The organism is Ensifer adhaerens (genome assembly GCF_013283195.1).
GTDB classification, from domain to species: Bacteria; Pseudomonadota; Alphaproteobacteria; order Rhizobiales; family Rhizobiaceae; genus Ensifer; species Ensifer adhaerens_G.
The window spans coordinates 74,337-101,023 of the sequence record NZ_JABEKT010000006.1; the positions used below are offsets into that span (position 1 = coordinate 74,337).

General features: G+C 61.8%; 30 protein-coding genes. 20 read left to right on the forward strand and 10 right to left on the reverse strand.

Features of this window, described 5'->3' with window-relative positions; translation table 11 throughout:
• Positions 1-3: 3 nt before the first annotated feature.
• From livM to ureG, 19 genes are all read left to right on the forward strand, one after another.
• Positions 4-1,389, forward strand: coding sequence for a high-affinity branched-chain amino acid ABC transporter permease LivM (gene livM, locus LPJGGPFB_RS31680; RefSeq protein ID WP_173423886.1), 1,386 nt, complete (start codon positions 4-6; stop codon positions 1,387-1,389).
• On the forward strand, positions 1,389-2,276 hold the full coding sequence (locus tag LPJGGPFB_RS31685; RefSeq protein WP_173423887.1) for an ABC transporter ATP-binding protein: 888 nt from the start codon (positions 1,389-1,391) through the stop codon (positions 2,274-2,276). Before livM ends, LPJGGPFB_RS31685 begins: the two co-directional genes overlap by 1 nt.
• The gene (locus LPJGGPFB_RS31690) at positions 2,273-2,998 is read left to right on the forward strand and encodes an ABC transporter ATP-binding protein (RefSeq protein WP_173423888.1); all 726 of its coding nucleotides are present in this window, start codon (positions 2,273-2,275) and stop codon (positions 2,996-2,998) included. Before LPJGGPFB_RS31685 ends, LPJGGPFB_RS31690 begins: the two co-directional genes overlap by 4 nt.
• A gap of 24 nt (positions 2,999-3,022) precedes the next feature.
• On the forward strand, positions 3,023-3,367 hold the full coding sequence (locus LPJGGPFB_RS31695; protein WP_173423889.1) for a DUF6867 family protein: 345 nt from the start codon (positions 3,023-3,025) through the stop codon (positions 3,365-3,367).
• 115 nt (positions 3,368-3,482) lie between these two features.
• The gene (locus LPJGGPFB_RS31700) at positions 3,483-4,601 is read left to right on the forward strand and encodes a branched-chain amino acid ABC transporter substrate-binding protein (protein WP_025428142.1); all 1,119 of its coding nucleotides are present in this window, start codon (positions 3,483-3,485) and stop codon (positions 4,599-4,601) included.
• Between the two features lie 335 nt (positions 4,602-4,936).
• Positions 4,937-5,911 carry a 2-hydroxyacid dehydrogenase gene (locus LPJGGPFB_RS31705; RefSeq protein ID WP_173423890.1) on the forward strand — a complete coding sequence of 325 codons (975 nt, stop codon included), beginning with the start codon at positions 4,937-4,939 and terminating at the stop codon, positions 5,909-5,911.
• 117 nt (positions 5,912-6,028) lie between these two features.
• On the forward strand, positions 6,029-6,862 hold the full coding sequence (locus LPJGGPFB_RS31710) for an urease accessory protein UreD (RefSeq protein ID WP_173423891.1): 834 nt from the start codon (positions 6,029-6,031) through the stop codon (positions 6,860-6,862).
• Between the two features lie 25 nt (positions 6,863-6,887).
• The gene (locus tag LPJGGPFB_RS31715) at positions 6,888-7,190 is read left to right on the forward strand and encodes an urease subunit gamma (RefSeq protein WP_025428139.1); all 303 of its coding nucleotides are present in this window, start codon (positions 6,888-6,890) and stop codon (positions 7,188-7,190) included.
• A gap of 12 nt (positions 7,191-7,202) precedes the next feature.
• Positions 7,203-7,457 carry a DUF1272 domain-containing protein gene (locus tag LPJGGPFB_RS31720; RefSeq protein WP_173423892.1) on the forward strand — a complete coding sequence of 85 codons (255 nt, stop codon included), beginning with the start codon at positions 7,203-7,205 and terminating at the stop codon, positions 7,455-7,457.
• Positions 7,458-7,475: 18 nt separating this feature from the next.
• A complete protein-coding gene (locus tag LPJGGPFB_RS31725; protein ID WP_173423893.1) occupies positions 7,476-7,781 on the forward strand; it encodes an urease subunit beta in 306 nt (101 codons plus the stop codon).
• A gap of 8 nt (positions 7,782-7,789) precedes the next feature.
• Positions 7,790-8,203, forward strand: a complete 414-nt coding sequence (locus tag LPJGGPFB_RS31730) for a lysozyme inhibitor LprI family protein (protein WP_173423894.1) — start codon at positions 7,790-7,792, stop codon at positions 8,201-8,203.
• A 5-nt stretch (positions 8,204-8,208) separates the two neighbouring features.
• Positions 8,209-8,853, forward strand: coding sequence for a Urease operon accessory protein (locus LPJGGPFB_RS31735; RefSeq protein WP_173423895.1), 645 nt, complete (start codon positions 8,209-8,211; stop codon positions 8,851-8,853).
• A 4-nt stretch (positions 8,854-8,857) separates the two neighbouring features.
• Entirely contained in the window at positions 8,858-10,570 is a 1,713-nt protein-coding gene (ureC, locus tag LPJGGPFB_RS31740; RefSeq protein WP_173423896.1) for an urease subunit alpha, read from the forward strand.
• 13 nt (positions 10,571-10,583) lie between these two features.
• Positions 10,584-11,279, forward strand: coding sequence for a TIGR02117 family protein (locus LPJGGPFB_RS31745; RefSeq protein WP_234903168.1), 696 nt, complete (start codon positions 10,584-10,586; stop codon positions 11,277-11,279).
• 193 nt (positions 11,280-11,472) lie between these two features.
• Entirely contained in the window at positions 11,473-12,012 is a 540-nt protein-coding gene (locus tag LPJGGPFB_RS31750; protein WP_173423898.1) for a peroxiredoxin, read from the forward strand.
• Positions 12,013-12,107: 95 nt separating this feature from the next.
• Positions 12,108-12,404: a putative quinol monooxygenase gene (locus LPJGGPFB_RS31755; protein ID WP_173423899.1), complete on the forward strand. Its 297-nt coding sequence runs from the start codon at positions 12,108-12,110 to the stop codon at positions 12,402-12,404.
• Between the two features lies 1 nt (position 12,405).
• Positions 12,406-12,879 (forward strand): urease accessory protein UreE, encoded by a 474-nt coding sequence (gene ureE / locus LPJGGPFB_RS31760; protein ID WP_173423900.1) that lies wholly within the window; start codon positions 12,406-12,408, stop codon positions 12,877-12,879.
• Entirely contained in the window at positions 12,872-13,543 is a 672-nt protein-coding gene (locus LPJGGPFB_RS31765; RefSeq protein WP_173423979.1) for an urease accessory protein UreF, read from the forward strand. Before ureE ends, LPJGGPFB_RS31765 begins: the two co-directional genes overlap by 8 nt.
• 32 nt (positions 13,544-13,575) lie before the next feature.
• Positions 13,576-14,187: an urease accessory protein UreG gene (ureG, locus tag LPJGGPFB_RS31770; protein ID WP_173423901.1), complete on the forward strand. Its 612-nt coding sequence runs from the start codon at positions 13,576-13,578 to the stop codon at positions 14,185-14,187.
• A gap of 103 nt (positions 14,188-14,290) precedes the next feature.
• Here the strand turns inward: ureG and LPJGGPFB_RS31775 are convergent, their stop codons facing one another.
• The 9 genes from LPJGGPFB_RS31775 to LPJGGPFB_RS31815 form a co-directional block, all read right to left on the reverse strand.
• Positions 14,291-14,971 carry a Crp/Fnr family transcriptional regulator gene (locus LPJGGPFB_RS31775; protein WP_173423902.1) on the reverse strand — a complete coding sequence of 227 codons (681 nt, stop codon included), beginning with the start codon at positions 14,969-14,971 and terminating at the stop codon, positions 14,291-14,293.
• Positions 14,972-15,104: 133 nt separating this feature from the next.
• Positions 15,105-18,419: an efflux RND transporter permease subunit gene (locus tag LPJGGPFB_RS31780; protein ID WP_173423903.1), complete on the reverse strand. Its 3,315-nt coding sequence runs from the start codon at positions 18,417-18,419 to the stop codon at positions 15,105-15,107.
• Between the two features lie 14 nt (positions 18,420-18,433).
• Entirely contained in the window at positions 18,434-19,621 is a 1,188-nt protein-coding gene (locus tag LPJGGPFB_RS31785; RefSeq protein WP_173423904.1) for an efflux RND transporter periplasmic adaptor subunit, read from the reverse strand.
• A gap of 532 nt (positions 19,622-20,153) precedes the next feature.
• On the reverse strand, positions 20,154-21,146 hold the full coding sequence (locus LPJGGPFB_RS31790; protein ID WP_173423905.1) for an ABC transporter substrate-binding protein: 993 nt from the start codon (positions 21,144-21,146) through the stop codon (positions 20,154-20,156).
• Positions 21,147-21,196: 50 nt separating this feature from the next.
• Positions 21,197-22,066, reverse strand: coding sequence for an ABC transporter permease (locus LPJGGPFB_RS31795; RefSeq protein WP_173423906.1), 870 nt, complete (start codon positions 22,064-22,066; stop codon positions 21,197-21,199).
• Positions 22,063-22,947, reverse strand: coding sequence for an ABC transporter permease (locus LPJGGPFB_RS31800; protein WP_173423907.1), 885 nt, complete (start codon positions 22,945-22,947; stop codon positions 22,063-22,065). The genes LPJGGPFB_RS31795 and LPJGGPFB_RS31800 overlap by 4 nt, the downstream gene beginning before the upstream one ends.
• Positions 22,948-22,949: 2 nt before the next feature.
• Entirely contained in the window at positions 22,950-23,285 is a 336-nt protein-coding gene (locus tag LPJGGPFB_RS31805) for a hypothetical protein (protein ID WP_173423908.1), read from the reverse strand.
• Positions 23,282-23,758 carry a GNAT family N-acetyltransferase gene (locus tag LPJGGPFB_RS31810; protein ID WP_173423909.1) on the reverse strand — a complete coding sequence of 159 codons (477 nt, stop codon included), beginning with the start codon at positions 23,756-23,758 and terminating at the stop codon, positions 23,282-23,284. The genes LPJGGPFB_RS31805 and LPJGGPFB_RS31810 overlap by 4 nt, the downstream gene beginning before the upstream one ends.
• Positions 23,748-24,539, reverse strand: coding sequence for an ABC transporter ATP-binding protein (locus LPJGGPFB_RS31815; protein WP_173423910.1), 792 nt, complete (start codon positions 24,537-24,539; stop codon positions 23,748-23,750). The genes LPJGGPFB_RS31810 and LPJGGPFB_RS31815 overlap by 11 nt, the downstream gene beginning before the upstream one ends.
• Before the next feature lie 121 nt (positions 24,540-24,660).
• Here LPJGGPFB_RS31815 and LPJGGPFB_RS31820 point away from each other — a divergent pair, with 121 nt between their 5' ends.
• Positions 24,661-25,074 (forward strand): cupin domain-containing protein, encoded by a 414-nt coding sequence (locus tag LPJGGPFB_RS31820; protein ID WP_173423911.1) that lies wholly within the window; start codon positions 24,661-24,663, stop codon positions 25,072-25,074.
• 98 nt (positions 25,075-25,172) lie between these two features.
• Here the strand turns inward: LPJGGPFB_RS31820 and hydA are convergent, their stop codons facing one another.
• Positions 25,173-26,627 carry a dihydropyrimidinase gene (gene hydA, locus LPJGGPFB_RS31825; protein WP_173423912.1) on the reverse strand — a complete coding sequence of 485 codons (1,455 nt, stop codon included), beginning with the start codon at positions 26,625-26,627 and terminating at the stop codon, positions 25,173-25,175.
• Between the last annotated feature and the right edge of the window lie 60 nt (positions 26,628-26,687).

Genomic DNA, 26,687 nt, shown 5'->3' on the forward strand with positions numbered 1-26,687 from the left:
TCAATGGCAAACATTGCTTCTACATCTGCAAGCGCCGGCAGTGACCTGACGGCGCGGGCCCTGCGCGAGGCTGTCTTCGCGGGCCTGATCTCTCTCGGCCTCTTCGTGCTGTTCGTCGGTCTGAAAACCGACCAGAACATTCGCAACGAACTGGTGCTCAACCAGCGCTGGGGTCTGCTTGCGATCTTCGTGATCGTCGCGGCCGTCGGCCGGTTTCTGATGGTTGCCTATATCCAGCCCGCCATGGCGCGCCGTAAGGCGGCCAAGGCAGAGGCTGAGGACGTCGTCAAGGAAGAGACCTTCTTCAAGCGGAACTTCTCGAAGATCGCCATTGCAGCGCTCATTCTCTATCCGCCGGTCATCGTTGCACTTGTCGGTGTTCAGGGTTCGCTGAAATGGGTCGATAACTTCGGTGTTCAGATCCTGATCTACGTGATGCTCGCCTGGGGCCTCAACATCGTCGTCGGTCTCGCTGGCCTGCTCGACCTTGGCTATGTCGCTTTCTACGCGGTCGGCGCCTATTCCTACGCGCTGCTGTCCACCTATTTCGGGCTTTCGTTCTGGATCCTGCTGCCGGTCGCCGGTATCCTTGCCGCCTTCTGGGGCATGATCCTCGGCTTCCCGGTCTTGAGGCTGAGGGGTGATTATCTCGCGATCGTCACGCTCGCCTTCGGGGAAATCATCCGGCTTGTGCTCATAAACTGGACCGAGGTGACCAAGGGGACGTTCGGCGTCTCCGGTATCGCCAAGGCAACGCTGTTCGGCATCAAGTTCGACGCATCCAAGGACGGTTTCGCTGCGTTGATGGGGCTTCCCATGTCGTCGGCCTATTACAAGATCTTCCTGTTCTACCTGATCCTGGCGCTCGCCCTTCTGACTGCCTACGTCACCATCCGCCTTCGCCGCATGCCGATCGGTCGCGCCTGGGAAGCGCTGCGCGAAGACGAGATTGCCTGCCGCTCGCTCGGTATCAACACGGTCACAACCAAGCTGACGGCTTTTGCCACGGGCGCCATGTTCGGCGGCATTGCCGGCTCGTTCTTCGCCGTGCGCCAGGGCTTCGTTTCGCCGGAATCCTTCGTCTTCCTCGAATCCGCCGTTATCCTGGCGATCGTGGTTCTCGGCGGCATGGGTTCGCTGACCGGCATCGCCATTGCCGCAGTGGCGATGATCGGCGGCACGGAAATCCTGCGCGAACTTTCCTTCCTGAAGGCGGTCTTCGGGCCGGACTTCACGCCTGAACTCTACCGCATGCTGATCTTCGGTCTGGCGATGGTCGTCGTCATGGTCTGGAAACCGCGGGGCTTCGTCGGCTCGCGTGAACCGACGGCGTTCCTGCGCGAACGCAAGGCGATCTCCGGCAGCTTTACCAAGGAAGGGCATGGCTGATGGCCCTCGAGACAACGACAATGAAAAAAGACCCCATTCTCTCGGTTGAGCACCTGTCGATGCGCTTCGGCGGTCTCATGGCCATCAACGACTTCTCCTTCGAAGCCTATCGCGGTGACATCACCGCGCTGATCGGCCCGAACGGAGCCGGCAAGACCACGGTGTTCAACTGCATCACCGGCTTCTACAAGCCGACGATGGGCATGATCACCATGAAGCAGAAGTCCGGTAAGGAATATCTGCTGGAGCGCCTGCCGGATTTCGAGATCACCAAGCATGCCAAGGTCGCACGCACGTTCCAGAACATCCGGATGTTCTCCGGTCTGACGGTGCTCGAAAACCTGCTGGTTGCGCAGCACAACAAGCTGATGCAGGCATCCGGTTATACCGTCCTCGGGCTGCTCGGCTTTCCCGCCTACAAGCAGGCCTCGAAGGAATCGATCGAGCTTGCGCGCCATTGGCTGGAAAAGGCGTCGCTGGTCGATCGCGCCGATGATCCGGCCGGCGATCTGCCCTATGGCGCTCAACGACGGCTCGAAATCGCCCGTGCCATGTGCACCGGGCCTGAGCTTCTGTGCCTCGACGAGCCGGCCGCCGGCCTCAACCCGCGTGAATCCTTGGCGCTCAATGAGCTACTGCGGGGCATTCGCGCCGAAACCGGCACGTCGATCCTGCTGATCGAGCACGACATGTCGGTGGTCATGGAGATTTCCGACCACGTGGTCGTTTTGGAATACGGCCAGAAGATTTCCGACGGCAACCCGGATTTCGTGAAGAACGATCCGCGGGTCATTGCGGCCTATCTGGGTGTCGAGGATGAAGAGGTTGAAGAGGTGATCGAACAAATCGAGGAAATCGAAGGCGGACAGGGAGGCTCCAAGAAATGAGTGCGCCTCTCCTGCAAGTAAAGGCCGTCGAAACCTACTACGGCAATATCCGGGCGCTGAGCGGCGTCGATGTCGAAGTGCACCGCGGTGAAATCGTCTGCCTGATCGGCGCCAATGGCGCCGGCAAATCGACCCTGATGATGACGATCTGCGGCAGCCCGCAGGCCCGCACCGGCGCGGTGATCTTCGAAGGCGAGGACATTACCCGTATGCCGACGCACGAGATCGCCCGTCTGCGCATCGCGCAGTCGCCGGAAGGTCGTCGTATCTTCCCGCGGATGACCGTGTTCGAAAACCTGCAGATGGGCGCAAGCCTCGACAATCTCAAGCACTTCAGCCAGGACGTCGAGAAAGTGTTCACGCTGTTCCCGCGGCTGAAGGAGCGTCAGGCTCAACGTGGCGGCACGCTGTCCGGCGGCGAGCAGCAAATGTTGTCGATCGCCCGCGCGCTGATGGCGCGTCCGAAACTCCTGTTGCTGGACGAACCCTCGCTCGGCCTGGCACCGCTGATCGTCAAGGGCATCTTCGAAGCCATCAAGAAGCTGAACAAGGAAGAGGGGCTCACCGTGTTCCTCGTCGAGCAGAATGCGTTCGGCGCCTTGAAGCTTTCCGACCGCGGTTACGTGATGGTCAACGGCCGCGTGACGATGAGCGGCTCGGGCAAGGAACTGCTCGCCAATCCGGAAGTCCGCGCGGCCTATCTTGAAGGCGGCCGCCACTGATGCGCCGCATCTGGAGTTTGTGACATGCAGGGTATTCTCTACGAAGAAGTGTCGATCTGGCAGTTTCTTTTCATCACCTGTGTTCTGGGCGGCTGGACCGCGTGGAGGACGGGAAAGAGTGTCGCCGAGGGCTGGGAGGAGCTTCCGCGCCTCTTTGTCTACGTGGCGCTTTTGGGGCTTGGTATTCGGTTTGTGCACCACGCCCTCTTCGAAGGCACGATGTTCAGTCTGCATTACTATATCGTAGACACGGTCGTACTTTTGTTGTTTGCTACCGTAGGTTTCCGGTACTACCGGACCAAGCAAATGACCAATAACTACTATTGGCTCTATGAGAAGGCTTCGCCTTTCTCCTGGAAAGCCAAATAAAGGGAACAGCGCGCGCCGGCCGCCGCGGCCGGTGCGAAAGAAATACCGGCGCGAATTAAGGTGGGCATTGCGCAGGTTGGTAACGAGACCCGCTCGGATAATTGGGAGTAACAAAATGAAAAAGTCTCTTCTGTCGGCCGTTGCCCTGTCGGCGATGGTCGCTTTCAGCGGCACCGCATGGGCTGATATTCTCGTTGGCGTTGCTGGCCCGCTGACGGGCCCGAATGCTGCCTTCGGCGCACAGCTGCAGAAAGGTGCCGAACAGGCTGCTGCAGACATCAATGCTGCCGGTGGCATCAATGGGGAACAGATCAAGGTTGTGCTCGGCGACGACGTTTCCGACGCCAAGCAGGGCGTATCGGTCGCCAACAAGTTCGTTGCTGACGGCGTGAAGTTCGTTGTCGGCCACTTCAACTCGGGCGTGTCCATCCCGGCTTCCGAAGTCTATGCCGAAAACGGCATCCTGCAGGTAACGCCGGCTTCCACCAACCCGCAGTTCACCGAACGCGGCCTCTGGAACACCTTCCGCACCTGCGGTCGTGACGACCAGCAGGGTGCCGTTGCCGGCGCATTCCTTGCTGCCAACCACAAGGACGCCAAGATCGCCGTCATTCACGACAAGACCCCTTATGGTCAGGGCCTTGCCGATGAAACCAAGAAGTCGATGAACGAAGCCGGCCTCAATGAAGCCCTCTATGAAGGCATCAACACCGGCGACAAGGACTTCTCGGCCCTTATCGCCAAGATGAAGGAAGCCGGCGTCTCGATCGTCTACTACGGCGGTCTGCACACCGAAGCCGGCCTGATCATGCGCCAGATGAAGGACCAGGGCCTCAAGGCTACCCTGATGTCGGGCGACGGTATCGTTTCGAACGAACTGGCTTCCATCGCCGGCGACGCCGTTGACGGCACGCTGATGACGTTTGCTCCGGATCCGCGCAAGAACCCGGCTGCCAAGGAACTCGTCGAAAAGTTCCGCGCTGCCGGCTTTGAGCCGGAAGCCTACACGCTCTACGCCTACGCTGCTCTGCAGGTTGTGGCTGAAGCTGCCAAGGCTGGTGGCACCACCGATCCGCAGGCCGTTGCCGAAGCGATCAAGGCCAAGGGCCCGTTCAAGACCGCCATCGGCGAACTCGGCTATGACGAAAAGGGCGACATCACCCGTCCGGACTACGTCATGTACACCTGGAAGAAGGGTGAAGACGGCAAGTACAGCTACTTCGAAAACGAGTAAATCTCGCTTCGAGGTTAGTTGAACCACGTCAGAACTTCGAAAGCCCGGCGAGCGATCGCCGGGCTTTTCGCGTCTGGACGAGTGTCTCGGCGGATGTGGTGACGCTTCGACAACGTGCTCTACGCGAGCAGGGGCTCGCGCAACGCGGCTTTCGCTCCGCAAAAGCGCGCCGCGATCTTTCAGATTCGCTTGGCGCGCTTTAAGTTCTTGTTTTTGCGCATGTCGTTATCGCAAAACCGCGGCACACTTTTGCGCGACATGCGCCAGCGCAAGGCTGTCCCTCGCTGCCATTTCGTGCACTATCGCCGAACGATTCTGTTTTCAGAGGTTGCTCCATGAGTTCCAAGCCGCGCATTCTCGTCACCCGCCGATGGCCGCAAGCGGTCGAGCGCGCGTTGGCCGAGCGGTTCGATGTCCTGCTGAACGAGAACGATGCACCGATGTCGGCGGATCAGCTGGCGCAGGCGCTACGCGATTTTGATGCCGTGCTGCCGACGGTTTCCGACCGCCTGCCGGCAAGCCTGTTTGACGGTGGCGGCATAAGGGCAAGGATTCTCGGCAACTATGGCGTCGGTTACAACCACATCGACGTCGCCGCCGCCAAGGCCGCCAACGTCGTTGTGACCAACACGCCCGGCGTTCTGACCGATTGCACCGCCGACATCGCCATGACGCTGCTGCTGACCGTTGCACGACGCGCGGGCGAGGGCGAGCGCCAGATCAGGGCGGCCGAATGGGCCGGCTGGCGGCCGACGCACATGATCGGAGCCAAAGTGACCGGCAAGACGCTCGGCATCATCGGTTTCGGCCGCATCGGCAAGGCGATGGCGAAACGCTGTCATTTTGGCTTTGACATGGAGGTGGTGTTCTACAACCGCTCGCGCGTCGATGCGGCGGAAGCCGCGCGCTACGGCGCGCGCCAGCTCGATACCGTCGACGAGGTGCTTGAGGTCGCCGACTTCGTTTCGCTGCATTGCCCGGGTGGCGGCGAGAACCGGCATCTCATCAATGCAGAGCGTCTGGCGAAGATGAAAAAGGCAGCCTATCTCGTCAACACCGCGCGCGGCGACGTGGTTGATGAGCCGGCACTGATCGAGGCGTTGACGAACGGCGTGATCAGGGGTGCCGGCCTCGACGTCTTCGAGGCCGAACCACATGTACCGGCAGGGTTAAGGGCGCTCGAGAACGTCGTCCTGCTGCCGCATCTGGGCAGTGCGACCGAGGAAACGCGCGTTGCCATGGGCATGAAGGTGGTCGACAACATCACTGCCTTCTTCGACGGGCGCGAGCCGCCGGACAGGGTCGCCTGAGAGGGTGGCTGTTTGATGAGCACCCGCTGCTCATAAAGCGACCACGCTGCTGATTTTCTTTGCAAAACAACAGCTTGACTTGGCGCCTCAGGATGCCGACGATGTCGGACGATGAATATGAGCAATGCGGCAACCATCGCCCCGCAGCGGGCATTCGGAAAGGGACGGCTGGTCGCGAAAGCGGCCGTCGGGCGCACGCGTATTGCCGAGCTTTACCAGGAGGGCTGCGCCAAGATCCGGCTGCCGAAAACCTTCGACAGTTCCATGGAAGCCGTACTGATCAATTCGTCGGGTGGGCTCACCGGCGGCGACCGCATGGACTGGGAGATCGAAGCCGGTCCCGCGACCGAGCTGACCGTCACCACGCAGGCCTGCGAGAAGATCTATAAGGCAAGTGCCGGCACGGTCGAGGTCGCGACACGCATCAAGGTGGCGGCCGGAGCGCGGGTCGACTGGCTGCCGCAGGAAACGATCCTGTTCGATCGGGCGTCGCTGACGCGCTCGCTCGACGTCGAGCTTGACGGCGACGCGACATTGCTGGCCGTCGAGGCCGTGCTTCTCGGCCGCAAGGCCATGGGTGAGGTGATGCAGGCAGGCCTCTTTCGCGACCGCTGGCGCATTCGCGTCGATGACAGGTTGCTGCACGCGGAAAACCTGACCTTTGCCGACGATATCGCCGCCCTTGTCGCCCGGACTGCCATCCTTCGTGGTCGCGTGGCGTTTGCGACGCTGTTTTACACCGGACCCGATTGCGAGATGCTGCTTCCGCAGCTGCGCACGCTCATCGACACTGAGGCGGGTGGAGGTGTCAGCCACATCCAGATCGCCGGCCGCGACAAGCTGGTCGGGCGCTTTGCGGCAGCCGACGGCTTCTCGCTCAGAAAAACCCTCATTCCGGTCATTTCGCACTTGCGCAAGCAGAAGACAGTGCCGAAAGTCTGGGTCCTCTAATCCGCAATCAAACCGGTGGCGACGCATGAATCTTACCCCGCGCGAAAAGGACAAGCTGTTGATTTCCATGGCCGCGATGGTTGCCCGTCGTCGCCTGGAGCGCGGCGTCAAGCTCAACCATCCAGAAGCGATCGCACTGATCACCGACTTCGTCGTCGAAGGCGCGCGTGACGGCCGATCGGTCGCGGAATTGATGGAGGCGGGCGCCCATGTGATTACCCGGGCGCAGGTGATGGAAGGCATTGCCGAAATGATCCACGACATCCAGGTGGAGGCGACCTTCCCTGACGGCACCAAGCTCGTCACCGTGCACGAACCGATCCGCTGAGGAGGCTGGAAGATGCTGGCACTGCGCCCGAATTGCGAATGCTGTGACAAGGATCTGCCGCCCGACAGCCGCGAAGCGATGATCTGCACCTTCGAGTGCACCTTCTGCGCCGATTGCGTCGAAGGCAAGCTCGGCGGATCCTGCCCGAACTGCGGCGGCGAGTTTACCCGTCGCCCGGTGCGACCCGCCGCGCTGCTTGTGAAATATCCGGCATCGACCGAGCGGGTGCTGAAGCCGCAAGGCTGCGCCGACGCCGACGCGGCTTGAGAGGGGAGTGAGCAAGACATGATCCCAGGGGAAATCATTGCCGCAAGCGGCGAAATCGAACTCAACCACGGGCTGGAGACGGTCACCATCGAGGTTTCCAACACCGGCGACCGGCCGGTGCAGGTCGGCAGCCACTACCATTTTGCCGAAACCAATGCCGGGCTCGATTTCGACCGCAGCGCTGCCCGTGGCAAGCGGCTCGACATTCCCGCCGGCACCGCTGTGCGTTTCGAGCCAGGGCAGAAACGGCAGGTCACGCTCATTCCGCTTTCGGGCAAGCGCGAGGTTTTCGGATTCCGCCAGCAGGTCATGGGAAAGCTATAGAGATGAAGATGCGAACGATGCTTGTTGCCGGCGCCTTGCTGCTGGGCGCCATGCCTGCCCTGGCGCAGGAGGATGTCGATTGCGGCAATGCGACGACGCAGGCTGATATGAACATCTGCGCCAACGAGGAGTATGAGGCGGCCGATACCGAACTCAATACCGTCTACAAGCAGACCGTCGCGGCCATGCGCGCCAAGGACGCGGAGCTTGGCGACATCAGCGCCGACTATGTCGGTGCGGAGGAGGCGTTGAAAAAGGCGCAACGCGCCTGGATTGGCTATCGGGACGGCCAGTGCGAGCTTGCAGGCTTCGAGGCGAGGGGCGGATCGATGGAGCCGATGCTGGTGTCCGGCTGCCTGGCCCAACTGACCACGGCGCGCACCGAAGAACTCAAAGCTTTGCTCGAGCCCACGGAAAACTAGCTCACATGGCTCGCCGCACCATCATGATCGTCGGGAACGGAGAGGTGCCGGAGGGGGCTGCCGCCACCATCGATGCGGCCGACGTCGTTATTCGCTTCAACGACTGCCGGTCGGTTGGCGCCGGTGGAACGAAGACCGATATCGTCGCTGTCTGCAATACCGGGAGGCCGGCCCTTGCCATGCTCGGAGGTGGCCGCTGGAAGAACAGCGCCGCAGTGCGCCAATCCCGCGAGATCTGGTGCGTGCGGTCGGCTGAGAAGTTTGCCGGCATGCGCGCGGCATTGGCTGAAACGCATCCGGACCTCGATGATTTCTGCGATGACTATACCGCCGGTTTCGAGAGTTTTGCGGTGTCGACCGGTCGGGCGCATCGGATCATTTCCGTCGGCGCGCATGAGCAACTGGACGGGGATTTGGCGCAGTTTGCGCCCACCCCTTACGTCGTTCCGTCGAGTGGTATGGTTGTGATCGCCGACGTGCTCTCCGGTTTCGCATCGGCCGACGATGATATCGTCCTTGCCGGGTTCGGCCATGCCGGCTGGGCGCTGCACCCCTTCGGCGCCGAGCGTCGCTATGTCGACGCGCTTGTGGCCGAAGGCCGTCTTCGCCGTCTCTCCTCTTCTTCGTCAGACTTGTCCCTAGGAGCCTGAACCCATGCCCTACAAGATGTCGCGCGCGGCCTATGCCAACATGTTCGGCCCGACGGTCGGCGACAAGGTTCGGCTCGCCGATACGGAGCTTTTCATCGAGGTGGAGAAGGACTTCACCACCTATGGCGAGGAAGTGAAATTCGGCGGCGGCAAGGTCATCCGCGACGGCATGGGCCAAAGCCAGGTGACGCGGGCGTCGGGTGCCGTCGACACTGTCATCACCAACGCGCTGATCGTCGACCACTGGGGTATCGTCAAGGCCGATATCGGCTTGAAGGACGGGCGCATCGCGGCAATCGGCAAGGCCGGCAATCCGGACATGCAGTCCGGGGTGACGATCATCGTCGGCCCCGGCACCGAGGTGATCGCGGGTGAGGGCAAGATCGTCACCGCCGGCGGGATGGACAGCCACATCCACTTCATCTGCCCTCAGCAGATCGAGGAAGCGCTGATGAGCGGGCTCACCTGCATGCTCGGCGGCGGCACGGGCCCCGCGCATGGGACGCTTGCAACCACCTGCACGCCCGGCCCCTGGCATCTCGCCCGCATGATCGAGGCGGCGGATGCCTTTCCGATGAACCTTGCCTTTGCCGGCAAGGGCAATGCCTCGCTTCCCGGCGCACTGGTGGAGATGGTGCTGGCGGGTGCCACATCGCTGAAGCTGCATGAGGACTGGGGCTCGACGCCGGCTGCCGTCGATTGCTGCCTCAGTGTTGCCGACGAGTACGACGTGCAGGTGATGATCCACACGGATACGCTGAACGAGAGCGGCTTCGTCGAGGACACGATCGCGGCGATCGGGGGCCGCACCATTCATGCCTTCCACACGGAAGGCGCCGGCGGTGGCCACGCGCCCGACATCATCAAGATCTGCGGCCAACCGAACGTCATTCCCTCGTCGACCAACCCGACCCGGCCCTACACCAGGAACACGCTTGCCGAACACCTGGATATGCTGATGGTCTGCCATCACCTGTCGCCGTCGATCCCGGAAGATATCGCCTTTGCCGAAAGCCGCATCCGCAAGGAGACGATTGCTGCCGAAGACATCCTGCATGATATCGGCGCCTTCTCGATCATCTCGTCCGACAGCCAGGCGATGGGTCGTGTCGGCGAGGTGGCGATCCGCACTTGGCAGACCGCCGACAAGATGAAGCGCCAGCGTGGCGCACTGCCGCAGGAAACCGGCGACAACGACAATTTCCGGGTCAAACGCTACATCGCAAAATACACCATCAACCCGGCGATCGCCCATGGTCTCAGCCATGAGCTCGGTTCACTCGAAGTCGGCAAACGCGCCGACCTCGTCCTCTGGAACCCGGCCTTCTTCGGCGTAAAACCCGATCTGGTGGTGATCGGCGGAACGATCGCGGCAGCACCCATGGGCGATCCCAACGCCTCGATCCCGACACCGCAGCCGGTGCACTACCGGCCGATGTTCGGCGCCTATGGCAAGAGCCGCACGAATTCCTCCGTTACCTTCGTATCGCAGGCGTCGCTCGATGCCGGGCTTACGGCCAGGCTCGGCGTCGCCAAGCAGCTGGTTGCGGTCAGGAACACGCGCGGCGGCATCGGCAAGGCATCGATGATCCACAACAACCTGACCCCGCATGTCGAGGTCGATCCGGAGACCTATGAGGTGCGTGCCGACGGCGAGCTTCTCACCTGCGAGCCGGCGACCGTGCTGCCGATGGCCCAGCGCTATTTCCTGTTCTGAGCGGCAAACGGCATTGTCTCGAAAAGGCGGTTTTTGGCGGGTCCTCAGATGGACCGCATATGGCGTGTCGGCACTTGTGCTCGCTGTCGTCCTTGGAACCATCGTGCCCCGGCCCCTGCTGCCGACGACGGCGACGGCGGCAGCATCGACGACCATCGGCGAACGCATCCTGATCCTCTCCGGTCCGATCCACACCGATATCGCCATTCCGCTCAATGAGGAGACCCGCGCGCGGTTCGGCTTCGCCGGCGAGGCGGGCGTGCCATTGGATCACCCGGAAGGCCGATGGCTGATCTTCGGTTGGGGCGGCCGTTCCTTCTATCTGGAAACGCCGACATGGTCGGAGCTGAAGCCGATGCCGGTCTTCAGGGCGCTGACGCTTGATCGCTCGGTGATGCACGTGGATATCGCCGGTCCGATCGTCGAGCCTCAGCCGTCGGTCGCAAGCGTAGGCTTGGAGCGTGGCGAATTCGAAAATCTGATGACGTTCATCGCCGGCAGCTTTGCCAGGAACGGCAGCGCCGTCATTCCGGTCGAAGGCTTTTCCTATGGCTATGCCGATCGCTTCTTCGAGGCGGAAGGCACATTCAATGCCCTGTTCGGTTGCAACACCTGGACGGCGCGGGCGCTGAGAGAAGCGGGATTGCAGACGGGTTTGTGGAATCCCTTGCCTTCCACCCTCGGCCTGTCTTTGCGGCTTCACAACTGAGACATGGCCGGGTTTGATACGCTCTCTCCAGGCATGCGCTCTCCGCATGCCTGCCATGCACCGGCGGGATTCGCTGCCTTTCGTGCTGCACTGCAGCGGAATTTCCGGTAGGAAGCGGGCTGATATTTTCCTCGACTGCGAATGTTCTCCCAAGGCCGCTCGCGATCGAGTGCCCGCACTGAAGGAGATGACCATGCTCGGCAGAAAAGTACCGTCCGTAACGTTCCGCACCCGCGTCCGCGATGAAGCCGTCGGCGGCTCCAACCCGTTCCGTTGGCAGGACGTTTCCTCCGACGATTACTTCGCCGGCAAGCGCGTCGTTCTGTTTTCGCTGCCGGGCGCCTTCACGCCCACCTGCTCGACCTTCCAGCTGCCCGACTTCGAAAAGCTGACGGCCGAATTCAACGCTGAAGGCGTTGACGAAATCTACTGCATCTCGGTCAACGACGCCTTTGTGATGAACGCCTGGGGCAAGTCGCAGAACCTCGAAAACGTCAAGCTGATCCCGGATGGTTCGGGCGAGTTCACTCGCAAGATGGGCATGCTGGTCGCCAAGGACAATCTCGGCTTCGGCATGCGCTCCTGGCGCTACGCTGCCGTCGTCGACAACGGCGTTGTCGTGCAGTGGTTCGAGGAAGAAGGCTATTCCGACAACTGCGACAGCGACCCCTATGGCGTTTCCTCGCCGCAGAACATTCTCGAAACGCTGAAGTCGCAGAAGCTCGCAGCCTGATCAGGCTGGCGAATGGGCCGATTTTTGAAACCCCGGTGCTAGCGCCGGGGTTTTTTATTGCTACACTGCGATGTGAAAAAGATGTCGAGGGTTCAATGGTTTACATTATCGCTTATCTGACGGCACACCCGGGCAAGGGCGCGGAAGTCCTGCCGCTGGCCGTACCGCTGATCGAGGCCACACGTCGCGAGGCGGGCTGCATCAGCTACGAGCTCTATCAAAAGCCTGCCGACCCCGACACGCTGGTGTTCGTCGAAACCTGGAAGGACAAGGCGGCCGTCGACGCGCATTTCGCCGAACCGCATCTGAAGGCTTTTCAGGCCGCAATGGCGGATCTGCTGATCGAAGCGCGCATCGAACTCGTGCATCCGGAAAAGGTCGAGGTGCTCTGACATGCCCTATCGTTCGACCGAGGTGCTCTCGCCCGGGCCAAAGGACAAGACACCGCTGCACAGCATCACCCTGGCGCATGATGCACGCCATCTGCGCCGCAAGCTGCTGCATCTCGAAAACGACGATGTCGTCATGCTTGACCTCAAGGAAGCGGTGATGCTGGCCGACGGCGACTTTCTTGTGCTCGAAGGGGGCGGCCATATCCGCATTCTTGCCGCACCCGAGGCGCTTTACGAAATCCGCCCGCGCGACCCGCTGCATCTCGTCGAGCTGGCCTGGCATCTGGGCAACCGCCATCTGCCGGCGCAGATCGAGACCGGGCGTATTCTGATTTCTCGCGATCCGGTCATTCGGACGATGCTCGAGGGGCTGGGAGCCACGGTTGAGGAAATCTCCGAGCCTTTCCATCCGCTGCGTGGCGCTTACCATGCAGCCGGCGGCCACGATCACGGCCATCACCATCACCATGGCTGAACGGATCGACACGCAGGCGCTTCTTCGCCTCGTGGCCTGGCTGTCGCCGGCCTTTCCGGTCGGCGCCTTCTCCTATTCGAACGGATTGGAGCAAGCGGTTCACGATGGTCATGTCGGCGATGCCGAAAGCCTGCGGCGGTGGCTGGAGGCGCTGCTTTGCCACGGATCCGGCTGGAATGACGCGGTGTTGCTCGGCGAGGCCTATCGCGCCTTCGATGATCCGCTGCGACTTGCATCCGTCATCGCACTGGCCGAAGCGATAGCGACGAGCCGCGAGCGGCACATGGAAACCCTGCTGCAGGGCGAGGCCTTTCTTGCTGCCGCGCGGCATTGGCCGCATCCCGTCTTTGAGCGGCTGGGTGAGGGCGTTGCCTATCCGGTCGCCGTCGGTGCCGTTGCCAGCGCCCATGCGACGGGCCTCGAGCCGGCGATTGCCGCCTATCTGCACGCGTCGGTTTCGAACGCCGTATCGGTGGCCATCCGCTGTGGCGTCACCGGCCAGCGTGACGGCGTCGGCCTGATCGCGGCACTGGAGCCGACGATTGCCGAGGTCGCGCGAAAGGCTAGCGCCGCATCGCTGGACGATCTTGGCTCGGCCACGATCACGGCCGATATTTCATCCCTCAGACACGAAACCCTGCATTCGCGGCTTTTCCGCTCCTGAAGCGTGAGCTCGGCCTTGAAAAGGAATGTCACATGGCATCGAAGAATGGTCCTCTGCGCGTCGGCATTGGCGGGCCTGTCGGCTCCGGCAAGACGGCACTGACCGACAAGCTCTGCAAGGCGATGCGGGAGAAATACTCCGTCGCCGTCGTTACCAATGACATCTATACAAAGGAAGATGCCGAGGCGCTGGTGCGCATGCAGGCGCTGCCGTCCGACCGCATCGTCGGCGTGGAGACCGGCGGCTGCCCGCACACGGCGATCCGCGAGGATGCGACGATCAACCTGCAAGCGATCGCCGATCTCAACCGGCGTTTTCCCGATCTTGATGTCGTCTTCATCGAATCTGGCGGCGACAATCTGGCTGCCACTTTCTCCCCTGATCTCGCCGACCTGACGATCTATGTCATCTCCGTCTGCCAGGGCGAGGAAATCCCGCGCAAGGGTGGGCCCGGGATCACCAAGTCTGACCTGCTTGTCATCAACAAGCTAGATCTCGCGCCCTATGTCGGCGCCGACCTCGACGTCATGGATCGCGACGCAACCCGGATGCGGGCGGACAAGCCTTTTGTCTTCACCGACATGAAACGTGGCGACGGAGTCAACCGGATCGTCGATTTCCTGACGTTGCACGGTGGGCTTTAAGGCCCGAGCAAGGTGGCGGCGAAGCGACCCGCGACAAAGCAATCGCGTCGTCGCTATCACGGAGGATCAGACGCAGCTCTGATGCCGAGATTGTCTGTTATCGCTAGAAGCGCTCCAGCGCCTGGCGGTCATGGATCTCGATCATGCGCCCCTTGACGGTGACGCCAGAACGACGAAGCGCCGAAAAGGCACGCGAGAGCGCCTCCGGTGCCAGGCCCAGCTTGCCGGCCAGCACATTCTTCTGGAACGGCAGCCGGAACGAGAAGGTGGTCGAGCCATCCGGGCAGTGCCCGAGTATGTAGCTGGCGACACGCTGAGGTGCCGTCAGCAGGCGATCTTCCGCAAGGCAATCCTCGGCCATCTGGCCGTGCCGGCAGAGCAGCTCCATCAGGGCCTGGGCGATATCCGGATATTGTTCGGCGAGCTTGCGCAGATTGCGGCTGTCGAGGCGGGCAATGGTCGAGGACCCGATCGCCTGCGCGTTGGCGGTGGCGCGGTTGCCGAGGAACATGGCGTTTTCGCCGAAAAGTTCACCCTTGGGGAAAACGGCGATGTCGGCCTCGCGTCCGTCCTTGCCGAGCCGATAGACCCGAACGAGACCGGACAGGACACAGAAGACGCTGTCGACGGGTTCGTCCTGCTGAAACAGGATGTCGTGTTCCTCGTGGTTGGTTACCACGGCGCCTTCGAGAATGGCATCGGACGCTGCCGCTGACAGCGTCTCGAAGAAGCGGGAGCCGAGCAGCACCGCTTTGTCATTCGAGTTCAATCGCAAGGTCTTCATCGCACCGGCCCTAAACAAAAGTCACATCAGGGTAGCCGGGCTTTTGAAACGTGATTTGACCTCGATCAAACAATTTTCACAAAAAAGCCCGCACCGGTGGGTGCGGGCCCGATTGTCAGGCGATTTGTGCCGGCTATTCGGCGGCAAGCGCCGGATGGTTGATCACCTTGCCCGTGGACTTGCCCTTTGGCTGGCCGTCCTCGATCGTCTTCAGGCGCTCTTCCAGCCCCTCGATCGTCTTGCCCTGGTCGTTGACGAGTTCGGTCAGCGCCTCGCGATCAAGCGGCAGGTTTTCTTCGTCCTTCTTGCCGACGAAGCGGCCGAAGATCCAGGCGAGCAGGCGCGACAGATCGTCCATGATCAGGAAGAAGGACGGGACCACGACGAGGCTGAGCACCGTCGAGACGATGATGCCGCCGATCACCGCGATCGCCATCGGCGCGCGGAACGAACCGCCTTCGCCGACGCCGAGCGCCGAGGGCAACATGCCTGCCGACATGGCGATCGAGGTCATGATGATCGGGCGGGCGCGCTTGCGGCCTGCTTCGATCATTGCCTGCGTGCGTTCCATGCCGTGGTGCATCATCTCGATGCCGAAATCGACCAGCAGGATCGCGTTCTTGGTGACGATGCCCATCAACATCAGGATGCCGATCAGAACCGGCATCGACAGCGAGTTCTGTGTCAGGATCAGGCCACCTGCGACGCCGCCCATGGCGAGCGGTAGCGAGAACAGGATGGTGAAAGGCTGGATCACATCCTTGAACAGCAGGATCAGCACCACCAGCACCAGCATCAGGCCGAGCAGCATGGCGTTGACGAAGCTGACCTGCATCTCCTCCTCAACCTCGGCGTCACCGCTCTTGAGGAGTTGCACGGTGCTTGGCATCTCGGCTTCGGCCGCGATCTGCTCGAAGCGAGCCGAGGCGGTATTGAGCGCCACGCCGATCGGCAGGTCCGCGCCGAGCGCAACGACGCGGTTGCGATCGTAACGTTTGATCGAGCTCGGACCTTCCGAATAGTTGATGTCGGCAACACTCGACAGCGGCACTGTCGCGCCTGAAGCGGTCTGGATCTTCAGATTGCGGATCGCGGCGATATCCGTGCGGAAGTCGCGATTGATCTGCACGCGGATCGGGATGAGCCGGCCGTCGAGGGCAATCTTCGTCAGGGCCGCGTCGATGTCGCCGATGGTGGCAACGCGGATCACTTCCGAGATCTGCGCGGTGGTGATGCCAAGGCGCGACATCTGCTCGTCCCGCGGACGGATCTGCAACTCCGGACGGGGCAGGGCGCCGTCAGGGCTGACATTGGCCAGCAGCGGATCACTGCGCAGCTTGGCTTCGAGCATGGCAACTGCCTGGTCCAGATCCTTCTCGTTGTTGGAAAGCAGGTTGAAGGACAGCTCTCGCTCGCCGCGGTCGTTGAGCTTGATCACCCGGACATCAGGCAGATCGCGGACGCGGGCAAAGATTTCCTTTTCGATCTGCGCCTGAGGAATGATGCGGCCTTCCGGCTCAAGTTTCGGCAGGTATTGGCCGATGACCGGCAAGCGGCCAAGTACGTCGTTGACGACCTTGTTGAGAAGCGAGTGATCGCGCTTTTCCAAAAGCACCGTCACCGTGGCCCGGCGCAGTTCCAGGTCGCCCTTGGGCGAGGCGCCGCCGAGCACGAAGACGCTTTCGACGCCATCGAGGTCCTTGACCCTTTCGTAGATTTGCGCAGTCGTGCGGTCCGTGTCTTCGAGCATGGCGTCCGGCGCCAGTTCGACGGAGAGGCTGACGCGCGACGTGTCGTCCGGAGGCAGGAACCCGCCCGGCACGAACATGAACAGTGCGACCACGGATGCCACGGTCACGCCGATTGCGACGAGCACTGTCAGATAGCGCATGTACCAGCGCTTCGTCGTCGCATGCACCAGACGCGTATACTTGCGCATCAGGTAGCCGTCTTCGAGCTGATGTGCTTCCAGTTTGGACGGACGCATCATGTAGGCGGCCATGACGGGCGTGATCAGCCGCGCAACCAGCAGCGAGAAGAACACCGAGACGGCCACGGTCAGGCCGAACTGGATGAAATACTGACCGACGATGCCCGGCATGAACGACACCGGTATGAAAACCGCGATGATCGTGAAGGTGGTGGCGATAACCGCAAGGCCGATTTCGTCCGCCGCCTCGATTGCCGCCCGATAGGGCGATTTGCCCATATGGATATGGCGCTCGATGTTCTCGATCTCGACGATCGCGTCGTCGACGAGAATGCCGGTTGCGAGCGTCAAGGCCAGGAAGCTGACGAGGTTGAGCGAAAAGCCGAGCAGTTCCATGACCCAGAAGGTCGGGATTGCCGAGAGCGGCAGGGCGACGGCGCAAATCAGCGTGGCGCGCCAGTTGCGCAGGAACAGCATGACGACGATGACGGCGAGCAAAGCGCCTTCCATCAGCGTGTGCAGCGCGGCCTCATAGTTGCCGTAGGTGAAGTAGACGGAATCGTCGACCATCTCGATGGTGACGTCAGGGTTTGCTGCCTTGATCTTCTCCAGCGACTTGGCGACGGTCTCGGCAACGCTGACTTCGCTGGCGCCCTTGGCGCGGAAGACGGCGAAGGTCACGCCGGGATTGCCGTTGAAGCGCGAGAAGGAGCGGGGCTCCTCATAGGTGTCGGTCACCGTGCCGAGTTCGGAAAGGCGTACGAAACGCCCGCTCGGAACCGAGATCATCGTGTTGGCGAGCTGATCGACATTGCGGGCATCGCCGAGCGTGCGGATTGCCTGCTCGCTGCCGCCCACCTGGCCGCGGCCGGAGCCCAGGTCCATGTTCATGCGACGAAGCTGGGCGTTGACGTCGGCAGCGGTTATGCCGAGTGAGTTCAGCTTGTCCTCGTTGAGCTCGACGCGAACCTCGCGGTCGGCGCCGCCATAGCGGTCGACGCGGCCGATGCCGCTCTTGCCCTGAATTTCGCGCTTGATGACGTCGTCGACGAACCAGGAGAGCTCTTCGAGCGACATGCCGGGTGCCGAGACCGAGAAGGTCTGGATCGCCTGTCCCTCGACGTCGACCTTGGAGACGATCGGTTCCTCGATCGAGGTGGGAAGGTCTCCGCGCACACGGTCGATGGCGTCCTTGACGTCCTGGACGGCTTGCGTCGTCGGCACTTCCATGCGGAAGATCACGGCTGTGGTCGATGTGCCGTCATTGATCGTCGACTGGATATGGTCGACGCCGGTGACGCTGGCGACCGCGTCCTCGATTTCCTTCGTAACCTGGGTCTCGAGTTCGGCCGGCGAGGCGCCGCTCTGCGCCACGCTGATCGATACGATCGGCACGTCGATGTTGGGGAAGCGGGTGATCGGCAGGCTGTTGAACGACTGATAGCCGAGCACGAGCAGCACGAAAAAGGCGAGGATCGGAGCGATCGGATTGCGGATGGACCAGGCTGAGAAGTTCATGGTCACGGTTCCTGTCAGTTGGTCGCTGGTTGCGCTGATTTGACGGGGTTGATGTGGTCGCCGTCGCGCACATAGGCGCCGGCCCTGGCCACGACCTGTTCGCCGGCCTTCAACCCTTCGACCACCTCGACGAACTTGCCGTCGGAGATGCCGGTCTTCACCGGAATGATGTTCACCACGCCGTTCTCGACCTTGCGCACGATGGTCTTGCCGTCCTCGTTGGTAACCGCTGTTTGCGGCAGAACGACAGCGGTCTTCTCTTCAGCGGTGATGATGGCGTTGGCATACATGCCGGAACGTGCCTTGGAAGTGTCCTTGAGGCTGATGAAGACGGTGCCGAGGCGCGAAACGGGATCGACCGTCGGCGCGATCAGGCGAATGGCGCCCTCGACCTTGGTGTTTCCGCCGGCAAGCGTGATCGTCGCTGGCTGGCCGACGGCAAGCTTGATGATATCGGCTTCGGCGACATCGGCCTTCATTTCGATAGCGCCATCGCGGATCAACGCAAACAGCGGTTCGCCGCTGCCATTGGCGATCGCGCCGATCTTGGCGTTCTTGGCGGAGATGACGCCGGCGACCGGTGCCTTGACCTCTGTGCGGGTGAGGCGGAGATCGATGTCGTCGATCTGGGCCTGCGCCACCTTGATATCGGCGTTGGAGACGGCAACGGCCTGTTCGGCGGAGCGGACCCGGGCGCGGGTGGCTGCGGCAAGAGCGCGGACACGATCGGCCTCTGCTGTCGAGACGGTGCCGTTCTTGGCAAGTTCCGCGTTGCGATCGCTGACGCGTGTCGCTTCCTCGGAATTTGCCTTGGCTTCACTGAGCTGAGCGTTGAGTTGCGCAAGCCCGGCTTCCGCCTTGGCGAGTGAGGCTTCGAGCTGGCTCTTTTCAAGCCGCAGCGCGTCATCGTTGAGAACGACCAGCACGCTGCCTTCTTCGACCTTGTCACCGATGTCGACATTCAGTGAGCGGATCGACAATCCCTCGACCAGCGGCGCGACATAAACCTGCTCCACCGCCTGTATCGTCCCGGTTGCAACCACCCGATCGCTGATCGACTGATCGACGGCTTCTGTCACGACGATTGATGGCAGGCTGTGCGCCGGCGGAGCCTTGGCTGCGTCCTCGGCAAATGCACTTGAAAATGGGGCAATGATCATCGCAGCGCAAACGCTGAGAGCAGGTATTACTTTGTGAGCCATCGGCTTTACAATCCCGGCAACGGAAACGACATAAAGAGGATCTGCGCCTTTCAAGGCTGGATCCCTGCACAATCAAGCGATTATCAGTTTCGCCGACACCTGTTTTCGCCGACCAGCGAAACAAGGCATAGGCGCACGGCCATTGTATTCATGCGCCGCTCACACGGTATCAGACCGTGAGAGCAGGCAGAACTGGGACCTAATCCCGCAGGCAAAACATTCGGAAAATGAACTCCTCCGTGTTGCTTGCCTCCAACAAACATCCGCGCCTATGTAATCTTGACATCATGTGCTTACAAGTGCGGTGAAGTGATGGTTCCTCAATATTTCTCCCGTTCTGCAGTCTTGGTTGCAATCTCGACACGATCTTGACAATTGAGGCGCATCAACCGCCCGTTGGCCTCGAATTGCCACCCCCACGCCCGGACGTTCGAGGCAACCCTGGCGGGACATGAACGGCCCGTACAGAAACGGAAGAGGGCCGCGCGATTGATATCGCGCGACCCTCTTCTGCTGTTCGGTTCGTTTCTTCTTATTTCAGGGCCGCGTCGGTGATCTCGTGCGTCCAGGCGCCTTGCGGCTCCTTGGAGATAACGGGATCTGAACCGCCCGAAAGCAGAGACTGCACGGTCCGCTTGTAGTCGGCTTCATCGAGCGCGCCGTTCGAGCCGGCGGTCAGCTTGGCAACTTCACCCATCATGCGCTTCTGGTGTTTTTCAGTCTGGGCACCGGTCGAGTCGTTTTCGAGAACGATACCGGCTGCTTCATCCGGGTTTTCCTCGGCGTATTTCCAGCCCTTCATCGAGGCGCGCACGAACTTGACCATCTTCTCCTTGAAGGCCGCATCCTTGAGCTTGTCTTCGAGCACATAAAGGCCGTCTTCGAGCGTCGCCACGCCTTGGTCTTCGTACTGGAAGGTGACGAGGTCATCCGGCTTGATGCCGGCGTCGATCACCTGCCAATACTCGTTGTAGGTCATGGTCGAGATGCAGGCCGCTTGCTTCTGGATCAGGGGATCGACGTTGAAGCCCTGCTTGAGCACGGTCACGCCGTTCGGTCCGCCATCCGTCGGAATCTTCAGGTGCGACATCCAGGACAGGAACGGATACTCGTTGCCGAAGAACCAGACGCCGAGCGTATGGCCCTTGAACTTGTCCGGGCTGGTGACTCCGCTTTCCTTGAGGCAGGTCAGCATCATGCCCGACTTCTTGAAGGGCTGGGCGATGTTGACGAGGGGCACGCCCTTTTCGCGGGTGGCAAGCGCTGACGGCATCCAGTCGACGACGACGTCGGCGCCGCCGCCGGCAATCACCTGGGCAGGCGCGATATCCGGGCCGCCGGGCTTGATGTCGACGTCGAGGCCTTCTTCTTCGTAGAAGCCTTTGTCTTTGGCGACGTAATAACCGGCGAACTGGGCCTGCGTGACCCATTTCAGCTGCAGTGTCACCTTGTCGGCGGCTTGGGCGTGGAACGCTGTAAGCGAAAAGACGCCTGCGGCGAGAAGCGATGCAAGTCTCTTGTTCATGTCAGTTCCCTCTTGTTTTTGCTTCATTTTCTTTGGATCACTGCGTGTTCTCAGGCGCGCCCTCCGCGAATGGAAGGATGCCAGAAGGTGACGGCGCGCTCGATGAGCGCCACCACCCCGTAGAAAGCCGAACCTGCCACCGCCGCGACGGCGATTTCGGCCCAGACCATGTCGACGTTCATGCGGCCCACTTCCGTGGAGATCCGGAACCCCATGCCGACAATGGGTGTCCCGAAGAATTCGGCGACGATGGCACCGATCAGCGCCAGGGTGGAATTGATCTTGAGCGCGTTGAAGATGAACGGCCAGGCGGCCGGTAGCCGCAGCTTGATCAGTGTCTGCCACCAGGAGGCGGCATAGGTGCGCATCAGGTCACGCTCCATGTGGCTGGACGCCGCCAGGCCGGCGATGGTGTTCACCAACATCGGGAAGAACGTCATGATGACGACGACGGCGACCTTGGATTGCCAGTCGAAGCCGAACCACATGACCATGATCGGCGCGACGCCGATGACCGGCAGCGCCGAGACGAAGTTGCCGAGCGGCAGCAGCCCCTTTTGCAGGAACGGCGAGCGATCGATAAGGATGGCAACGATGAAGCCGAGGCCGCAGCCGAGCGCATAACCCGTCAGTACCGCCTTCAGGAACGTCTGGCGGAAGTCGGCCATCAGTGTCGGCACCGAGTTGATCAGGCGCTGCCAGATCATCGACGGTGCCGGCAGCAACACCGAGGGCACGGAAAAACCGCGCACGATGCCTTCCCAGAGCACCAGGAGCGTGATGCCGAAAAGGACCGGCACGGCGAAGTGCGCCGCCCGATTGGCAATTTCGCTTTCAAAACGCTGGCGCACCAGCCATTCGTTGAAAGCCCAGGCGGCAAGCCAGAAGACGATAGCAGCAACGAGGATCGGCACGTTCATGGTTTGGCCCCCATGCGCTTGAGGACGGCGGTATGCGCAAAGCCGACAATCATGACGAGGACCGCGGCGAGCGCTGCCGCCATGAACAGGGCCGACCAGATCTGCACCGTCTGGCCATAATAGGAGCCGGCGAGCAGGCGGGCGCCGAGGCCGGCGACGGCCCCTGTCGGCAACTCGCCGACGATCGCGCCGACGAGCGAGATCGCCACCGCAACCTTCAGCGACGTGAAGAGATAGGGCATCGACGACGGCCAGCGCAGTTTCCAGAAGGTCTGTGCCTGCGAGGCGTTGTAGGTGTGCATCAGATCGAGTTGGATGGCCTCGGGGCTGCGCAGACCCTTCACCATGCCGACGACGACCGGGAAGAACGAGAGGTAGGTCGAGATCAGCGCCTTCGGCAAAAGCCCGGAGATGCCGATCGCGTTGAGGACGACGATGATCATCGGCGCGACGGCAAGGATCGGGATCGTCTGGCTGGCGATTACCCACGGCATCAGCGACCGGTCCATTGCGCGGTTGTGCACGATGCCGATGGCGAGCAGAATGCCGAGTACACCGCCGATACCGAAGCCGAGCAGGGTGGCCGAAAGCGTGATCCAGGCGTGATAGACGAGGCTGCGCTTCGAGGTGATCGGCTTGTTGACGGTCGTGTCCCAGATTTCGGCGATCACCTGGTGCGGCGCTGGCAGCACGGGGCGCTCCTGCGCCATGGTGTTGTGGACGATCTGCGAGAAACTGATTTCGGTGCCGGCGCGGGCAGCCGTGTCGCGCTCGAACGGCGCGTTGAGGTATACGACCGCGACATACCAGATGATGATCAGCACTGCGACGACCGTGCCGACGGGCAGGAGTTTGTCTCGAACAAAGCTTTCCTCGCGCATCGTCACGCCTTTCCGCTTGTCGGCAGCAACATCAGGCCCATGGCGGCGATGCCGAGCATGACGCCGGCCGCCTGGGTGAGGCTCAGCCTTTCGCCGAAGACGGCAAAGGCGATGATGTTGACGAGGACCAGTTGCACGATGGCCGACAGCGAGATCGCAAGCCCAAGGCCGCCATCGCGCATCAGTTTGACCATGATGATGTTGCCGACCATGTAGAGCCCTAGTGCCAGAACCAGCACGCCGATATGGCTGTTGGACACATAGGCGCGCGAAGCCGTCGCGCCGCCGAGAAAGATGGTGGTGGCAAGCAGCAGCCAGAGCACATAGGCAAGGGTCATGGCTGTCCCTCCGCCCCACGCCAATGATAGAGGATGTCGGGCAGGCTTTCCTCGTTTTCGCCATCGGTCCGGCGAACTGCCGAAAAACCCTGTCTTTCATAGAAGCGCTGAGCCTTGTCGTTTGCGACGAAAGTCCAGAGGTTCAATTCCTGTGGCGATAGCGTCTTGGCAGTGCCGAGCAGGTCTCTGCCGACGCCCATGCCGCGATCAGGTGTGTCGATGTAAAGCGCTGTCACATAGTGATCGCTGGAGAGCGCCATGAAACCTGCGATCCGCTCGTCCCGCTCTGCAACGATCACGGTGCGTTCGGGAAAAACCGTCTCGCTGTAATATCGCGCGACGTCGGCATGGTCGTGGATGCGAGGCATCCAGGGCGTCGCATCGATCCAGCGGTTGAGAATGTCGGCGCAGGCGCTCATGTCGCCGTGTGTCGCCGGACGGCAGACGGTCAAAGACGCCGCGCTACTCCTCATAGCTGTGTCCCGCTCTCAGGCCCTCGCGCACGCGGTGGGCGACTTCGAGAAACTCGGGCGTTTCGCGGATGCCGAGCGGGCGCTCGCGCGGCAGGGGCGATTCGATGATGTCGGTGACGCGGCCGGGGCGGGGGCTCATAACCACGATCTTGGTGGAGAGATAGACGGCTTCGGGAATAGAATGGGTGACGAAACAGATCGTCTTGTTCGTCCGCGCCCAGAGCTTCAGAAGCTGCTCGTTCAGATGGTCGCGAACGATCTCGTCGAGCGCGCCGAAGGGCTCGTCCATCAACAGGAGATCGGCGTCGAAGGCCAATGCGCGCGCGATCGAGGCGCGCTGCTGCATGCCGCCGGAAAGCTGCCAGGGATATTTCTTGCCGAAACCTGTCAGGTTGACGAGATCGAGCGTGCGGTCGATGCGCGCTTGTCTCTCCGCCTTGGAATAGCCCATGATTTCCAACGGCAGGGCGATGTTGTTCTCGATGGTGCGCCAGGGATAGAGTGCGGCCGCCTGAAACACATAGCCATAAGCACGTTGCTTCCGGGCTTCCTCGGGCGTCATGCCGTTGACGGTGATGGTACCGGAGGTCGCCTTTTCGAGATCGGCGATGACGCGCAGGAACGTCGTCTTGCCGCAGCCGGACGGGCCGATGAACGACACGAAATCGCCCTTGGCCACATCCAGGTTGACGCCGGTCAGGGCGTTGACCGGGCCGTCGGCAGTCTCGAAGGTCAGGCAGAGGTCCCGGGCCGAAACCACGGATGCGGTATTGGACGTCATCGGCGAATACTCATTCTGGCTTGGCTGTGTCAGACTGCTATCCGGACCGGCAACATGCAATCGCGGATTTGCAAGCGGAGCCGTTTGCTGCTGGTTTTTCAGGGAATTCTGGAGAACAGTCATGTCTCGATCATCCAATCCTGGCTGTCGCGTGGTTCGCCCCGGCAGCGGATATGCCGGAAAGCAGGGGCTCAGCTATTTCGAGGGCATTGCGGCGGAGACCGTCGGCGCGACCGGCATCTGCATGCACCTGTTGACGATCCCGCCCGGCGCGCGTGCCAAGGCGCATCTGCACGAGAGCCACGAGACGGCGATTTATGTGCTGTCGGGCGAGGCGCACACCTGGTTCGGCCAGCGGCTCGAGGAGCATGTGGTCGTTCGCGCCGGCGAAATGTTCTACATTCCGGCCGGCGTGCCGCACCTGCCGGCAAATCTCTCCGACGCACCCTGTTCGGCCGTCATCGCCCGCACCGACCCCAAGGAGCAGGAAAGCGTCGTTCTGCTGCCGGAGCTCGACGCCCTCGTGCCTGGCTGAGGCGATGGGAAACCGAGCCGAAGCGTCCCTCCGGTGTGGCGGGACATGTTCGGTGGGACAGAGTGGTGTGAAGACGTGCAGGCCGCGAAACACCAAAATTACACCCCGGTCGCCGGGATGCCGCTGCGCTGGACGGCGCGGGGGGCGGTAACTTCCTTCCACGTGGTGAGCGCGGTGCTGACGGCTGGGAACGGATCGCGGCGGACGAATTCGCCGTGGCCTTCGCGCGTCTTGATCGTGCCTTCCTCGATGGCGACGACGCCGCGGGTCAGCGTGTAACGCGGCAGGCCCTTGACCTCCTTGCCCTCGAAGACGTTGTAGTCGATCGCCGACTGCTGGCTCTTGGCCGAGATCGTCTTCGAACGCTTCGGGTCCCAGACGACGAGGTCGGCATCAGCGCCGACGAGCACCGCGCCCTTCTTCGGGTAGACGTTGAGGATCTTGGCGATGTTGGTCGAGGTTACGGCCACGAACTCGTTCATGGTGATACGGCCGGTGTTGACGCCGTGGGTCCAAAGCATCGGCATGCGGTCTTCAAGTCCGCCGGTGCCGTTGGGGATCTTGGTGAAATCGCCGACGCCAGAGCGTTTCTGCTCGGATGTAAAGGCGCAGTGATCGGTTGCCACCACCTGCAGCGAACCGGAAGCAAGGCCGGCCCAGAGACTGTCCTGATGCAGCTTGTTGCGGAACGGCGGCGACATCACGCGACGGGCGGCGTGGTCCCAATCCTTGTTGAAATATTCTGACTCGTCGAGCGTCAGGTGCTGGATCAGTGGCTCGCCGAAGACGCGCATGCCCTTGGCGCGGGCGCGGCGGATCGCTTCATGCGCCTGTTCGCAGGAGGTGTGGACGATATAGACAGGGCTTCCGGCCATGTCGGCGATCATGATCGCGCGGTTGGTGGCCTCGCCCTCGACTTCGGCCGGCCGCGAATAGGCGTGCGCTTCCGGACCGTTGTTGCCTTCCGAAAGCAGCTTTGCCTGCAGTTGCGCGACGACGTCGCCGTTTTCCGCGTGCACGAGCGGCAGGGCGCCGAGTGCCGCGCAGCGCTGGAAGGACGAGAACATCTCGTCGTCGTCGACCATTAATGCGCCCTTATAGGCCATGAAATGCTTGAAGGTGTTGATGCCCTTGTCCTTGACGATGGTCTCCATCTCGTTGAAGACCTGCTCGCCCCACCATGTGATCGCCATGTGGAAGGAATAGTCGCAGTTGGCACGGGTGGACTTGTTGTCCCACATGGTGAGCGCTTCGAGCAGCGACTGGTTGGGCGAGGGCAGGGCGAAGTCCACGACCATGGTCGTGCCGCCGGCAAGCGCCGCCCTTGTGCCGCTTTCGAAATCATCCGAGGAATACGTGCCCATGAACGGCATTTCGAGGTGTGTGTGCGGGTCGATGCCGCCCGGCATGACGAAACAGCCGCTGGCGTCGAGCGTTTCGTCGCCCTGAAGGTTCGGGCCGATCTCGACGATCCTCCCGCCCTCGATCTTGACGTCCGCCTTGTAGGTCAGGTCGGCGGTGACGATGGTTCCACCCTTGATGACAGTGCTCATTGATTTTCATCCTCGCGATTGTGCTTCCGGTGGCCTTTCGGCCGCCACGAAAAAGGGCGG

What these genes read in the sequence shown, in the direction of transcription:
- LPJGGPFB_RS31810 (WP_173423909.1), bottom strand. Translation starts at nt 23,758, where the DNA reads ATGAGGAGTAGCGCGGCGTCTTTGACCGTCTGCCGTCCGGCGACACAC.
- LPJGGPFB_RS31700 (WP_025428142.1), top strand. Translation starts at nt 3,483, where the DNA reads ATGAAAAAGTCTCTTCTGTCGGCCGTTGCCCTGTCGGCGATGGTCGCT.
- LPJGGPFB_RS31765 (WP_173423979.1), top strand. Translation starts at nt 12,872, where the DNA reads ATGGCTGAACGGATCGACACGCAGGCGCTTCTTCGCCTCGTGGCCTGG.
- LPJGGPFB_RS31755 (WP_173423899.1), top strand. Translation starts at nt 12,108, where the DNA reads ATGGTTTACATTATCGCTTATCTGACGGCACACCCGGGCAAGGGCGCG.
- LPJGGPFB_RS31730 (WP_173423894.1), top strand. Translation starts at nt 7,790, where the DNA reads ATGCGAACGATGCTTGTTGCCGGCGCCTTGCTGCTGGGCGCCATGCCT.
- LPJGGPFB_RS31715 (WP_025428139.1), top strand. Translation starts at nt 6,888, where the DNA reads ATGAATCTTACCCCGCGCGAAAAGGACAAGCTGTTGATTTCCATGGCC.
- LPJGGPFB_RS31800 (WP_173423907.1), bottom strand. Translation starts at nt 22,947, where the DNA reads ATGCGCGAGGAAAGCTTTGTTCGAGACAAACTCCTGCCCGTCGGCACG.
- ureG (WP_173423901.1), top strand. Translation starts at nt 13,576, where the DNA reads ATGGCATCGAAGAATGGTCCTCTGCGCGTCGGCATTGGCGGGCCTGTC.
- LPJGGPFB_RS31705 (WP_173423890.1), top strand. Translation starts at nt 4,937, where the DNA reads ATGAGTTCCAAGCCGCGCATTCTCGTCACCCGCCGATGGCCGCAAGCG.
- LPJGGPFB_RS31805 (WP_173423908.1), bottom strand. Translation starts at nt 23,285, where the DNA reads ATGACCCTTGCCTATGTGCTCTGGCTGCTGCTTGCCACCACCATCTTT.
- LPJGGPFB_RS31815 (WP_173423910.1), bottom strand. Translation starts at nt 24,539, where the DNA reads ATGACGTCCAATACCGCATCCGTGGTTTCGGCCCGGGACCTCTGCCTG.
- LPJGGPFB_RS31690 (WP_173423888.1), top strand. Translation starts at nt 2,273, where the DNA reads ATGAGTGCGCCTCTCCTGCAAGTAAAGGCCGTCGAAACCTACTACGGC.
- LPJGGPFB_RS31685 (WP_173423887.1), top strand. Translation starts at nt 1,389, where the DNA reads ATGGCCCTCGAGACAACGACAATGAAAAAAGACCCCATTCTCTCGGTT.
- LPJGGPFB_RS31820 (WP_173423911.1), top strand. Translation starts at nt 24,661, where the DNA reads ATGTCTCGATCATCCAATCCTGGCTGTCGCGTGGTTCGCCCCGGCAGC.
- LPJGGPFB_RS31695 (WP_173423889.1), top strand. Translation starts at nt 3,023, where the DNA reads ATGCAGGGTATTCTCTACGAAGAAGTGTCGATCTGGCAGTTTCTTTTC.
- LPJGGPFB_RS31795 (WP_173423906.1), bottom strand. Translation starts at nt 22,066, where the DNA reads ATGAACGTGCCGATCCTCGTTGCTGCTATCGTCTTCTGGCTTGCCGCC.
- LPJGGPFB_RS31725 (WP_173423893.1), top strand. Translation starts at nt 7,476, where the DNA reads ATGATCCCAGGGGAAATCATTGCCGCAAGCGGCGAAATCGAACTCAAC.
- LPJGGPFB_RS31735 (WP_173423895.1), top strand. Translation starts at nt 8,209, where the DNA reads ATGGCTCGCCGCACCATCATGATCGTCGGGAACGGAGAGGTGCCGGAG.
- LPJGGPFB_RS31780 (WP_173423903.1), bottom strand. Translation starts at nt 18,419, where the DNA reads ATGAACTTCTCAGCCTGGTCCATCCGCAATCCGATCGCTCCGATCCTC.
- LPJGGPFB_RS31785 (WP_173423904.1), bottom strand. Translation starts at nt 19,621, where the DNA reads ATGGCTCACAAAGTAATACCTGCTCTCAGCGTTTGCGCTGCGATGATC.
- LPJGGPFB_RS31775 (WP_173423902.1), bottom strand. Translation starts at nt 14,971, where the DNA reads ATGAAGACCTTGCGATTGAACTCGAATGACAAAGCGGTGCTGCTCGGC.
- hydA (WP_173423912.1), bottom strand. Translation starts at nt 26,627, where the DNA reads ATGAGCACTGTCATCAAGGGTGGAACCATCGTCACCGCCGACCTGACC.
- livM (WP_173423886.1), top strand. Translation starts at nt 4, where the DNA reads ATGGCAAACATTGCTTCTACATCTGCAAGCGCCGGCAGTGACCTGACG.
- ureE (WP_173423900.1), top strand. Translation starts at nt 12,406, where the DNA reads ATGCCCTATCGTTCGACCGAGGTGCTCTCGCCCGGGCCAAAGGACAAG.
- ureC (WP_173423896.1), top strand. Translation starts at nt 8,858, where the DNA reads ATGCCCTACAAGATGTCGCGCGCGGCCTATGCCAACATGTTCGGCCCG.
- LPJGGPFB_RS31790 (WP_173423905.1), bottom strand. Translation starts at nt 21,146, where the DNA reads ATGAACAAGAGACTTGCATCGCTTCTCGCCGCAGGCGTCTTTTCGCTT.
- LPJGGPFB_RS31720 (WP_173423892.1), top strand. Translation starts at nt 7,203, where the DNA reads ATGCTGGCACTGCGCCCGAATTGCGAATGCTGTGACAAGGATCTGCCG.
- LPJGGPFB_RS31750 (WP_173423898.1), top strand. Translation starts at nt 11,473, where the DNA reads ATGCTCGGCAGAAAAGTACCGTCCGTAACGTTCCGCACCCGCGTCCGC.
- LPJGGPFB_RS31710 (WP_173423891.1), top strand. Translation starts at nt 6,029, where the DNA reads ATGAGCAATGCGGCAACCATCGCCCCGCAGCGGGCATTCGGAAAGGGA.